General features: G+C 54.5%; 10 protein-coding genes and 1 tRNA gene. 4 read left to right on the forward strand and 7 right to left on the reverse strand.

Features of this window, described 5'->3' with window-relative positions; all coding sequences use genetic code 11:
- Positions 1–313 precede the first annotated feature (313 nt).
- On the forward strand, positions 314–1,882 hold the full coding sequence (locus ACZRJ6_RS18220) for an NACHT domain-containing protein (protein ID WP_463993555.1): 1,569 nt from the start codon (positions 314–316) through the stop codon (positions 1,880–1,882).
- A 628-nt stretch (positions 1,883–2,510) separates the two neighbouring features.
- Entirely contained in the window at positions 2,511–5,084 is a 2,574-nt protein-coding gene (locus tag ACZRJ6_RS18225) for an AAA family ATPase (protein WP_463968961.1), read from the forward strand.
- Between the two features lie 278 nt (positions 5,085–5,362).
- Here ACZRJ6_RS18225 and ACZRJ6_RS18230 read toward each other — a convergent pair.
- Positions 5,363–5,438 (reverse strand) — tRNA-Thr (locus tag ACZRJ6_RS18230).
- Positions 5,439–5,597: 159 nt separating this feature from the next.
- Between ACZRJ6_RS18230 and ACZRJ6_RS18235 the strand changes: the two genes are divergently transcribed.
- Positions 5,598–5,942: a hypothetical protein gene (locus tag ACZRJ6_RS18235; RefSeq protein WP_463968962.1), complete on the forward strand. Its 345-nt coding sequence runs from the start codon at positions 5,598–5,600 to the stop codon at positions 5,940–5,942.
- Positions 5,943–5,956: 14 nt separating this feature from the next.
- Here the strand turns inward: ACZRJ6_RS18235 and ACZRJ6_RS18240 are convergent, their stop codons facing one another.
- From ACZRJ6_RS18240 to ACZRJ6_RS18265, 6 genes are all read right to left on the reverse strand, one after another.
- Positions 5,957–6,163 carry a hypothetical protein gene (locus tag ACZRJ6_RS18240; RefSeq protein ID WP_463968963.1) on the reverse strand — a complete coding sequence of 69 codons (207 nt, stop codon included), beginning with the start codon at positions 6,161–6,163 and terminating at the stop codon, positions 5,957–5,959.
- A gap of 25 nt (positions 6,164–6,188) precedes the next feature.
- The gene (locus tag ACZRJ6_RS18245) at positions 6,189–7,412 is read right to left on the reverse strand and encodes a methyltransferase (protein WP_463968964.1); all 1,224 of its coding nucleotides are present in this window, start codon (positions 7,410–7,412) and stop codon (positions 6,189–6,191) included.
- Complete coding sequence (locus ACZRJ6_RS18250; protein ID WP_463969224.1) at positions 7,393–8,082, reverse strand: ABC transporter permease; 690 nt, start codon at positions 8,080–8,082, stop codon at positions 7,393–7,395. Before ACZRJ6_RS18250 ends, ACZRJ6_RS18245 begins: the two co-directional genes overlap by 20 nt.
- Positions 8,083–8,120: 38 nt before the next feature.
- On the reverse strand, positions 8,121–8,816 hold the full coding sequence (locus ACZRJ6_RS18255) for an ABC transporter permease (RefSeq protein WP_149411348.1): 696 nt from the start codon (positions 8,814–8,816) through the stop codon (positions 8,121–8,123).
- A 78-nt stretch (positions 8,817–8,894) separates the two neighbouring features.
- Entirely contained in the window at positions 8,895–9,650 is a 756-nt protein-coding gene (locus tag ACZRJ6_RS18260) for an ABC transporter substrate-binding protein (RefSeq protein WP_133103118.1), read from the reverse strand.
- A 13-nt stretch (positions 9,651–9,663) separates the two neighbouring features.
- A complete protein-coding gene (locus ACZRJ6_RS18265) occupies positions 9,664–10,437 on the reverse strand; it encodes an ABC transporter ATP-binding protein (RefSeq protein ID WP_149411347.1) in 774 nt (257 codons plus the stop codon).
- 554 nt (positions 10,438–10,991) lie between these two features.
- Between ACZRJ6_RS18265 and gabP the strand changes: the two genes are divergently transcribed.
- On the forward strand, positions 10,992–12,383 hold the full coding sequence (gene gabP / locus ACZRJ6_RS18270; RefSeq protein ID WP_463968965.1) for a GABA permease: 1,392 nt from the start codon (positions 10,992–10,994) through the stop codon (positions 12,381–12,383).
- The last annotated feature ends 8 nt before the right edge of the window (positions 12,384–12,391 follow it).

The raw sequence follows: 12,391 nt of genomic DNA on the forward strand, positions 1-12,391 counted from the left end.
ACCGCCTTGGGCTTTAGAAATTTAACCAATTACATAGCCAGGTGCTTGCTGAAGTCAGGAGGGTTTAGAAATCAGCTACACCCTTAAATGCGAAGAGCCGGTTATCACTGGTGCCGTAGTAGCAGGATTTGTAACGAAAAACTTCGAAAAGATTTTTTCAATAGCCAAAAAAACATATGACGCTGCTGATGAAAACCTTCAGATTGCCCTGAGAACGGCGTATACAGACTATCTTTCTGCAACAGCAGAAAAATATTCAAAGTCAAAATCTTTTTTTATCAGAAATGAACCAACAAACCTATATAGCTACTATGTGCCTATAGGGATAGCCTGTAATGCTAACTTGATTTCTGAGCCTGATATTGAGTTGTGTACAGCTAATACAAAACGGTTGGTTATCTCTGGTTCGGGCGGGAGCGGAAAGTCTGTACTGCTTAAGCATTTGTTTCTTGATTGTATTTCAAGTGGGAAATATGTACCCGTGATGGTTGAATTGAGAGATCTCAATGGTTTGGGTATGACTCTTGATGCATTTATTACTGAGCTGTTATCTGACTTTGGCTTTAAAGTGACTGGGGGGTATGTAGAAAAAGCCAAAAAAGCTGGTCATTTTTGTTTCTTCTTGGATGGGTATGATGAAATTAATCATACGGATCGAAAGAAACTTATGAAAGAGATTAAAACTCTTTCAAGAAAGTATTCTGACTGTCCTATAGTGATATCGTCTCGCCCAGATGAAGTGTTTAACGGGCTTGAGGAATATTCAAATTATCATGTTAGGCCGCTTACTCTAGAAACTGCTTCGCAATTAGTTGAGAAGCTACCATTTGATGTGGAGATTAAAGCGAAGTTTCAAAAAGACTTGCATGCTAAATTATTCGCGAGTCACGCTTCGTTTCTTTCAAATCCCCTTTTGCTTTCCATAATGTTGCTAACGTATGGCGAAAATTCTGAAATTCCTTCAAAACTTAGTATTTTCTATAATCAAGCATTTGAAGCTCTTTTTTTAAGGCATGATGCTTATAAAGGTGGATTTAGCAGGTCTAGGTTAACGACGCTTGATATACAAGACTTCGCGAGGGTGTTTGCTTTGTTTTCCTTGCAAACCTATGATCGACGAAACTTTAAAATGCCTAGAACTGCTTGCTTGAAGTATATAGGCAACAGTAAAGCCTCATTAGGGCTTGACTTTGTAGTTGAGGATTATTTGGATGATCTTTTAAGTGCTGCCTGTCTGTTGACAGAAGAAGGGCTTGAGATTGCTTTTTCACATAGGTCGTTTCAAGAGTATTTTGTTGCTCTTCATATATCATCGGCGATGCCGGAAATCCAAGAAAAATTGATTGCGCGTTATTGGCAGAACATGAATTCTGATAATGTGATTCAGTTACTGTATGAGCTCAATCCTGGTTTAGTTGAACGCACTTTGCTCATGCCAAAGCTAGAAGAGCTTTTTCAGGAAATAGGGGTTAAGCGTGAGGTTGGTATAACTCATACTGTAAGAGCTTTTAAGATGCAGTTTAGCCGCTTAAATATTGAGCCAAAAGGTATCACTGCGACTAGCTCGAGTCCAGATTTTAAGGCCAACGTGTTTGATCTGGTCTCACTAGTAGCAAGGGGGGTTGGAGGTTATGTTTTTCCTCCGAAAGAAATATTTGATGAGATGGAAGCCCGTTTGGTAGAAGAGCATGGTCATTCGACTGATACCATATCTATCAACACTAGGAATTTGAGTTCGAAACACCCTGTTTTCAGTAAGTTGCTGGATTGGGAGGGTAATTTTTCTATTAAGTACTTTCAGGCTGCTTATGGTGGATTTAAAAAAATAAAACTTAAGCATGAGAATCGTATGCAAGAACTCGACTTGTTATTAAAGGTATAGTTTTTGAAATTTGAAACGCTGAGGGGCTCAGCGTTTTTTTTGTTAGGTGATTTTACGCGCTGTTACGGTGTGTACTTAGGTCTGGTGACGGAGGACCAAAAGTACCTTCGCGAAAATAAAAAATTAAAGAAAAAGCACTTATCCCCCTCCCGCCGACGGGCTTTGCATCGGTTTTTTGTGCAAATCCCGATGTAGTGCAAACGAACCTGCAGCCCAAGCGGGCCGTGGGGCTTCGCAGAGCATCGGGGATTTCACAAAATGAAAGGATTGGAAGAGAAATGCAGCGTGGCTGCACAGCGGGACGCCTGACGGTCACAAAGCGGGGAAAAGGGGACAGATTTATTTCCTTGATCAACCCCCCCTGAATTTGAAAGTTGTCGATCATCTCTTTCGTAGAGAATAGGCAGAAATCCGCTAAAAGCTGCCGTGGCGACAGGCAGCAGACGGCCAGAGGCAGCCGCTCGAAGGAGTATACGAATCTATGGCCGATTCAGTAAGCAACGCTCATTTTAGCGTCCGTGAAAAACTTCAGGAAAATACGCGCAACTCTACATTTGTAAATGACCTAGCTCCGCACCGTTGGCTCTGATAGCTTTTTGCTACGATCTACCATCAGGGAGGGAATACAGTGGACGTTCAAGCAGAGATTCGTACATGGCTGTTAAAACAAAATGACTGGCTACAAGAGGCCGCTGACAGGCTTCTGAAAAATGGAGAGCTGAGTCCGGCGGACATTACAGCCCTAGTGGCCATCATCAAGACTCCAGCAGGCCAAAAACCTACTAAGCACCGCGGCTTTGTGGAGTTGACCAACAATCCAAAGGTAGGAGATGAGCTACGGCTGGTTCGAATCGCCGAGGTTGTCGGGATCGAAAATCTGGAGCCCCGTGTTCCACTTGAATTTGGCAGCGCGAACCTCACCGTGATCTACGGTCACAACGGATCAGGTAAATCCAGCTATACCCGCATTCTCAAAAAGATATCAGGCAAGCCAAGGGCCGTTGACCTGAAAACCAACGTGTTTAAGGCCGCACCGGCGCACAGCAAATGCAGTATCACCTCTCAGCTCAACGGCGTAGAGAGCTTGCATGAGTGGAGCGTAGAAGGCGATGCCGTCGACACACTGCGAGGCATCGACATCTTCGACAGTGACGAGGCCAGCCATTATCTTACAGCTGAAAGCGCAGCGACCTACATCCCTCCCGTCATCAGTCTCTTTGAGAAGCTCGCTTCTTCGGTCGAAATGGTTCGGCAGACTCTAGAGTCCGAGCAAGACAAACTGGTCAGCGCATTACCCGTGCTCCCATCGATTTACGGCGCAACTCCCTCCAAAAAGCTGTACAGCGAGCTCGGTAAGTTGTCCGTGGCTGAACTTGAAACGGCCCTACGTTGGGCCGCCGAAGACGAGCGTCGGCTTTTAGACCTAGTGGAACGCCTCAAGACCGAAGACCCCTCCGCGCTGGCACAACAGAAACGACGCACCAAGGTCGAGCTCCAGAAGATCATCAGTGCACTCCAGCAAGCGTCTACTGCTTTTGGGGTCGATAACATCCAGGCGCTGCGCCTCCTCAGACAGGATGCGGTGTCCAAACGACAAATTGCTGTCGAGGGCGCCAAAGTAAAGTCAGCCGCGCTTGAAGGGGTGGGTACCGCCACATGGCGTGCGATGTGGGAGGCTGCCAGGCTCTATTCCGCAACGCCATATCCAGAAATTGTCTTTCCGGCGACTGCGGATGCACGGTGCGTGCTATGTCACCAAGAACTGTCTGAAGATGCGCAGCAGCGTTTGAAGGACTTTGAATCCTTCGTGCACGGCAAGCTTGAATCGGATGCCAAGACCGCTGAAGCAACGTACAAAGCGAGTCTTGATCAACTGCCAGGCATCACCGCTGAACAAGATATGCAGACCCAGTGCCAGGCTGCCAGCGTGACAGATGAGGCTTGGTGGAATTACCTCAAAGGATTCTGGCAGCAAGCGCTTTCAGCCAAAAACGCTCTGAATGCCCATGAGGTTGGCCAGCCTGCAACCCCAGTTCACGGAGTCGATGAAGCCATCACTAAGTTGACGGTTTATCTAGATGAACTGGAAGCGACCGCCGCCCAGTACGATCAGGATGCTCTGGGCTTTGATAGAGCGCAGGCGTCGAACCAAAAACTCGCGCTGGAAGCCAAGAAGTGGATTACAGAGCAAACTGCGGCAATTGGTATTGAGATCGATCGCTTGCGTAAGGTGAAAGACTATGAGTCCTGGAAAGGGTTAGCAGGCACCCGGGCGATATCGATGAAATCAGCAGAAGTGACCCAGGCCGTCGTCACCGAGGTGTACGTTGAACGCTTCAATCGTGAGCTCCTGGCACTCGGCGCAACCCGTATACAAGTCGAACTGGTCAAGACCAGAACTCGCAACGCCAAGGTACTGCATCAGCTCAAGCTCAAAGGTGCTCAAAACGGCCGCGCCATGCCCGACAGTGTCTTGAGTGACGGGGAACGTCGTATTATTTCCCTTGCGGCATTTCTTGCCGATGTCTGTGATAAGCCGGGAGCGGCCCCTTTCTTATTTGATGATCCTATCTCCTCTCTCGACCATGACTTCGAGTGGTTTGTGGCATGCCGCCTCGTTGAGCTTGCCAAAACCAGGCAGGTGATTGTGCTCACTCACCGATTGTCCCTTTACGGAATCCTGGAAGATCTGGCACGAAAAGAAGGCGATAGGTGGAAAGCAGATCACCACCAGCCTATGTGTATCGAAGCCTACGCTGGTGTTGCGGGCCACCCGGCAGACCAAGACGTTTGGAACGCCAATACAAAAAAGGCCAACAACATGTTGATCAGTAAGCTGGATACCGCGCGCAAGGCGGGTGAGACGGGGGGGGCTGCGGCCTACCGGATGCTCGCCCAAGGAGTTTGCAGTGAGTTTCGCAAGCTGATTGAGCGATCAGTTGAAGAGGATTTGCTCAACAAGGTCGTGCTCCGGCATCGGCGTAGCATTACCACCGATAACCGTCTGCATGCTATCCAGGGCATTTTGCCACAGGACTGCAAACTGATTGATACATTGATGACCAAGTACAGCTGCTACGAACACAGTCAATCTAGTGAAATCCCCGTGTTTATCCCGGATGAGCCAGAGCTGCGTCAGGACTTGGAAACACTCAAGGCCTGGCGTGACGGTTTGACCAAGCGACGCGCTGAAGTGGCTTAGTCGAGTAATAGCTAGTGCAGGGAGCAAAGCTCTCCAACGATACGCCCAGGTTGATTCCAAGCCTACCAGCGAGCATTAAAATAAGTTAGATAAAGGCGCTCCTCGGAGTGCCTTTATTGTTGATTGGTGAGATCGACCTCCAATCACGACGCGATACAATGATCCGCTTCACCTTCATCCGAGTAACATTCACCGGAACCCCAAAACGAAAAAACCCGCCAGAAGGCGGGTTTTTCGGGGGTTCCAGAGATTTTGAAAGCCTTCTCTGGAACCTTGTATGGTGCCGGCACCAAGAGTCGAACTCGGGACCTACTGATTACAAGTCAGTTGCTCTACCAACTGAGCTATACCGGCGTGTTAGGGCGCTGATTATAGCGATTGGAAAATTTCTGTAAACCCCTGAATTCTTACTATTTTTCAGACCCCCAGCTTTTTCCCCGTCCGCCCCGCAGCAACCCCTCGGATTCAACCTCACCGCCCGCGCCGTCGACACCGCTCGAAGGTGGTTTCCCAATGCGCCGCAGATTCCCCGCTATCCATTTTATGGGCGGTCGCCAATTGCTATCACGCGAGAGTCTCCCATGGAGTTTCGGTTTTCCTGACGGCCGCACGTATTGGGCGGATGTGCGGTTTGTCGGCACGGTCGAGCAGGTTGAAGGGGATCGGGTGAAGGGGGTTGTCGAACGGGCGCTTTTCGTCAATGCGCCAAATTTGAGTCCGGGCGGTTTACAGCATTTGGGGCAGTCGGTGCTGGCCCTGGACTTGGACCCGCAGAATGCCTTGCATCATCACTTTGGCTTGAGCCACGCCTTGCCCGGTATCGGTCGCACCAGCTTGCGCAATGAGTCTTGGGGTTAGTTTGTCCAGCCGGGTTATGCCGTTACCGCCAGATGCTTATGCACAATCTGGTGGTTGTAAATGGGCTGAAACAGATATTTTGTAGCGCTGCACTCATTGGGCTGCAACTGCCTGTTTTGCGTGCGTTTTATTTTGTGAACAAAAAATAACCAGTCAGCATTTTGCTCTGCAGCGCTTGCTGCTACTGCCTTCGCCAGGATTTCATCAACAGAGTTATCCACAGGCTGTGACTGGAAAGTCTGCCCCTTAATCGCGCTCGGCCAGCACCATCAGGTTGCGCGGGGTCAGCGCCGTTTCGCAGAAGCGGCCCACTTGCACGCTGTAGCCGTTTTGCGCGAGAAACAGAGCCAGATCCAGCACCAGCCACATTTCCAGCGGGCGTCGAAACAGACCGCGCACCAATTCCAGGTTTCGCACCTCGGCCAGGCGTTGCCAGCCCTGCGTTTCCAACGTCGTCCAGTCCTGTTCGCCTGTGGATAATCCCTTGAGCGCTGCCAGTTCCTGGCAGTAATCGGCGAAAGGCTTGCCCAGCCAACTGCTGGGCAGCGACGGTGTTGGTAGGTAGTCATCGCACCCGCGCAGTTGCCGTTGCAACTGATCAAACCCCAGGCGCCTGGCCATTGAGATGTCCCGTTGCTGGCGGACCCTGGCGCCGGCGGTGACGGTTTCGCTCAACGGCAAGCCGAGTTCTTCCACCGACAGGCGCAAAGCCGAGCGTCGGGCGGGGTCGGACAGCGGCTGGTACTGCTCGGCGCTGATGCGGTTATAGCAGCAGGGCGCCACGGCCATTTGATTACAACCGGCGGTGCTTGCCAGTTGCATCAAGCGTACATGCAGGTCGCCGCAAGCGTGCAGGGCGATGGGTGTGTGTTCGCGGTTGAGTTGCAGCGCGGCATCCTCGGCCATCACATCCTGCTGGCAATGGCTCGTGGGCAATCGATGATGCTCGCTCAGGGCAATGCCGGCAGCGATCAGGGCGGGGTCGTATTCCAGGCACGTCAGTTGTTGTCCTGGTTGCAGCAGCCTACGGCCGAGATGGCCTTTGCCCGCGCACCAATCGAGCCAGTGTGTGGAGCTGTTGGCAAACTGCAGGGCGGCGCCGAAGGCTTCGATCTGCTGCCACTTGCGGCCGGGAACGTCGACGTTCAAGCGCGGTGGCGCAGGTGCAAGGGCAACCGTCGGCAAGTTATCCACAGCACTGAGCGTCCGGGATTGGGCTGCCAACTGAGGAAACGGTGCGGGTGCTGGCAAGGTATGTGGCTGGTTATGGCTGCTCTCGGCCTCGGCCAGGGAGCGTCGGCGCAACCATTGGGCCAGCTCGGGATGCCTGGCTTCCCACGGCAATTGCAGATGGGTAAAGGGCCGTGGCTGCCACAGTCCTTGATGTTCGGTGAGGAAGGCATCCAGCGCCTGGAAGCGGGCGAGCAGGTACTCACCCGTCAACCGGGTTTCAGCGTCCCTGGCAGGCATCGACCCGCAACCAGCGTTCCAGCAGCTTGAAGCCGCGTACCAGGATGTAAGCCATGAACAGGTAGAACAGCCCGGCGGCGAAGAAGATCTCCACCGGCAGGTAGGTGCGGGCAATGATGGTACGGGCCATGCCGGTCAGTTCCAGCAAGGTCACGGTACTGGCCAGAGCGCTGGCCTTGAGCATCAGGATCACTTCGTTGCTGTAGGCCGGCAGGCCGATGCGCGCCGCCCGAGGCAGGATGATGTAGAACAGCGCCTTGGGCTTGGACATGCCCAGGGCCCGCGCCGCCTCGATCTCACCCGGTGGAATAGCCTGGATTGCGCCGCGCAGGATCTCGGCGATATAGGCGGCGGTGTGCAGGGTCATGGTGGCGGTGGCACACCAGAATGGGTCGCGCAGATAGGGCCACAGGGCGCTCTCGCGCACGGCGTCGAACTGCGCCAGGCCGTAATAGACCAGGAACAACTGCACCAGCAGCGGCGTGCCACGGAAGAAGAAAATGTAGCCGTAGGGCAGGGCACGCACGTACCACAGGCGCGACGAGCGAGCGATGCCCAGGGGGATCGCCAGCAGCAGGCCGACGACTACGGCAATGGCCACCAGCTCCATGGTCAGGGTTGCGCCCTGGGCCAGTTTTGGCAGCCATTTGATGATGACGGCCCAGTTCAGGCCCAGGTCAAAATGCGACAGCCAGCTGTAGTCCCCGTTCATTGCGTGCTCCTCGCAAAGCCGCGAGCGGCGCGTTTTTCCAGGAAGTACATACCGGTCATGGCCAGGACGGTGAGGCCCAGGTACATGAAGGCGGCGACCATATAGAACGTGAAGGGCTGTTTGGAAACGCTCACGCCGATCTGCGCGTGGCGCATGATTTCTTCCAGGCCGATCACCGAGACCAGCGCGGTGTCCTTCATCAAAATCATGAACAGGTTACCCAGCCCCGGCAGAGCGATGCGCCACATTTGCGGCATGATCAAACGGGTGAAGATTCGGAGCTTCGACAGGCCCAATGCAACACCGGCTTCACGGTGGCCCTTGGGGATTGCCAGGATCGCGCCACGAAACACTTCAGTGGCGTAGGCGCCGAAGCACAGGCCCAGGGCGATCACCCCGGCGGCGAAGGCGCTGAGGGAAAGGTCGGGGTTGCCGAAAAACTCCCCCAGGGCCCGCATCATATTGACCGTGCCGAAATAAATCAGCAGTACCCACAGTAGCTCGGGAATGCCGCGAACCAGCGTCGAGTAAGTGCCGCCAAGCCATTGCAGCGACTTGTACGGGGAAGTCTTGGCCAAGGCACCGGCCAGGCCGAGCACCAGCCCCAGGCACAGGGCCGTGAGTGCCAGTTTGACGGTCATCAGCGCGCCGGCTGCGAGCGCCGGGCCGAATCCGTAGAGATCGATAGTCATGGGTGTTTATTCATATCGCGGCAGGCATTGCGAAGGACCGACGCGCTCAAGCGAGCGCGCCGGGCAGGCAATTCAGGATCATTCGATACTGAAAGGGAAGTACTTGTCGTTGATTTTCTTGTAGGTACCGTCGGCCTTGATTTCCGCCAGGGCCTTGTTCAGTCGCTCGCGAAGCGGGTCGCCTTTACGCACGGCGATACCGACCTTGTCGCTTTCTACCACGGGCTCGCCCTTGAACTCGTAAGCCTTGCCGGCGTCGGTCTTGAGCCAATCGAATTGCACGTACTTGTCCGCCAGAATCGCGTCAACGCGACCGGAAGTCAGGTCGAGGTAGGCGTTTTCCTGGGTGTCGTAGAGCGTGGTTTTGATATCGTCGCCCAGGTTATCTTCCAGCCAGGTGCCGGCCAGGGTCGCACGCTGCGCACCGATGGTCTTGCCTTTGAGGTAGGCCTTGTCGGTCTTGAAGTCGGTCGTGGTTTTAGGCGCGATGAACTGCAGCTTGTTGGAGTAGTACGGGTCGGTGAAATCGACGGCTTGCTTGCGCTCGTCGGTGATCGACAGCGAAGAAATCAGGAAGTCGAACTTCTTGGCGTTCAGGGCCGGGATGATGCCGTCCCAATCGGAGACGTACACTTCGCATTTCTCGACCTTCATCTTGGCGCACAGGGCGTCGCCGATGTCTTTGTCGAAGCCGACAACCTGGCCGCTGGCGTCTTTATTGTTGAAGGGCGGGTAGGCCGCTTCGATCCCCATTTTCAACGTCTCGGCTGCAGCTGTGGCGCTGAAGGCCATAGTGACGGCGGCGGCCAGGAGGAATTTTTTATAGTTCTGCATGCATGTTGCTCCGTTAGCGGTTGCTGGACATGAATTGTTTGCAGCGCGCCGAAAGCGGGTTGTCGAACACCTGCTGTGGCGATCCTTGCTCTTCGACCAGGCCCTGGTGGAGGAACACCACTTCGCTGGACACCTGGCGGGCGAAGCCCATTTCATGAGTGACCAGCAGCATGGTGCGGCCTTCTTCGGCCAGCGCGCGGATCACATTAAGTACTTCCTGAACCATTTCCGGGTCAAGGGCCGAGGTCGGCTCATCGAACAAAATGACTTTGGGCTGCATCGCCAAGGTACGGGCAATCGCGGCGCGTTGTTGCTGGCCGCCGGACAACTGCGCGGGGTAGGCGTGGCGCTTGTCGCTGATGCCGACCTTGGCCAGCAGGGCTTCGGCGACTTCGATGGCTTCGGCTTTGCTCTGGCCAAGCACCCGGCGCGGGGCCTCGATGATGTTATCGAGGACGCTCATGTGCGGCCACAGGTTAAAGTTTTGAAACACAAAACCGATTTCGCTGCGCAGGCGGTTGATCTGTTTACCGTCGGCCGCCACCAGCTCACCGTTTTTCGCGGCCTTGAGCTTGAGCTCTTCGCCAGCCACCAGAATTTGCCCTTGATGGGGGTTTTCCAGCAGGTTGATGCAGCGCAGGAACGTGGACTTGCCGGAACCGGAGGAACCCAGGATCGAGATCACATCGCCGTCGCGAGCGGTCAGCGAGATGCCTTTAAGCACCTCCAGCTCACCGTAGCGTTTATGCAAGTTGCGGATTTCAAGCGCGGGCGTGGCCTCGGCCATGTGGGGTCCTCATTGTGTTCGTTGCGTTCCTGCTGTTGGGCCGCCTTCCTGGCGAGGCGCCAAGCTAGCATAGCCTCTGGATGACAGCCAACAGCGTTACCAGGGGTAAATCGGCGGTGTGTGGCAGGTTGTCGCATCGGCGCAGCAGTGTGTCGCGCCATCAACAACCGAACAGTCGTTTGAACCCGATTCGCCCAAGGCTTCGCGTAAAAAAAGGCGCGATGGTGCCAGCTTTGGCCGGGTGTTGGAAGGGTTAAACGGGCAAACGGTCCGCATCAGCCCTTTAATGGGGCGTCACGTACTTTTTGTGTGTGTTCTTGGTGCGCTCATTCGTTCTTGAAGTGAGTCGCCGGGTAACGCTGTGGCGAATTGCCAGTAATCTCAATGACTTGCGACGGATGAAGAATCTCTTTACAGGCCACGACAAACCGGGCTTTGTTACATTTTGGCGCAAATCTTGCGTAAAGAATAAAGAACGCTCTGTTTGTTTCTTTTCACGAAAAAGGCGGCAGGCCGGGTGGACCGTATTCGCAACTCCTCGCACAGGTGTGTCAATGAGTCGTACGCAAAGCTCCAATGACCTCGAACAGGGGCTTAAACCACGGCATGTCACCATGTTGTCGATTGCCGGTGTGATCGGTGCCGGTTTGTTTGTCGGCTCCGGCCACGCGATTGCCGCAGCGGGCCCAGCGGTGCTGTTGGCCTACGCTGCTGCCGGTACGCTGGTGGTGTTGGTGATGCGCATGCTCGCCGAGATGGCCGTGGCCTCGCCAGACACCGGCTCGTTTTCCACGTACGCCGACCGGGCGATCGGCCACTGGGCGGGCTTCACCATTGGCTGGCTGTACTGGTGGTTCTGGGTATTGGTGATTCCGCTGGAAGCCAACGCCGCCGCGACTATCTTGCATGCCTGGTTCCCGGACGTGGCGATTTGGGCATTCACCCTGATCATCACCTTGCTGCTGACCGCCACCAACCTGTTCAGTGTGAAGCACTACGGCGAGTTCGAGTTCTGGTTCGCCTTGATCAAAGTCGTGGCGATCATTGGTTTTGTAATCCTGGGGATTCTGGCGATTTTCGGCTTCTTGCCGGGCAGCCAGGTCAGCGGTGTATCGCACCTGTTTGACACTCAAGGTTTCCTGCCTAACGGCATGGGCGCGGTATTGGCAGCGATCCTGACCACCATGTTCTCGTTCATGGGCACCGAGATCGTCACTATCGCGGCCGCCGAATCGAAGAACCCTGGCCAGCAAATCTCCAAGGCCACCAACTCGGTGATCTGGCGGATTGGCCTGTTCTACCTGGTGTCGATCTTCATCGTTGTCGCACTGGTGCCGTGGAATGATCCGGCGCTGGCGGCTGTCGGTTCCTACCAGACGGTGCTGGAGCGCATGGGCATTGCGAATGCCAAGCTGATCGTCGACCTGGTGGTATTGGTTGCGGTAACCAGTTGCCTGAACTCGGCGCTATATACCGCTTCGCGGATGCTGTTCTCACTGAGCCGTCGCGGTGATGCTCCCGCTGTGGCCAAGCGCACCAACAAGAGCGGCACGCCTTACTGGGCGGTGTGGTTGTCCACTGGTGCGGCGTTCCTGGCAGTGTTTGCCAACTACGTGGCACCGGCTGCGGTATTTGAATTCCTGCTGGCCAGCTCTGGCGCCATCGCGCTGTTGGTGTATCTGGTGATCGCGGTGTCGCAACTGCGCATGCGTCAGAAGCGTATAGCGGCGGGCGAGGAAGTTGCCTTCAAAATGTGGCTGTTCCCGGGCCTGACCTATGCGCTGATCGTGTTTATCGTCGGCGTGCTGACAATCATGCTGTTCCAGGAAGCGCACCGCGTGGAGATCATGTCCACCGGTATCTTGAGCTTGCTGGTGGTTGCGGCGGGGCTGTTTGTGGCGAGTCGGCGCAGGGGCCAAAAGGTGGGGGCTGCAGTGCTCAACTGATGGGTTGA

This window comes from Pseudomonas sp. C321 (assembly GCF_055407105.1).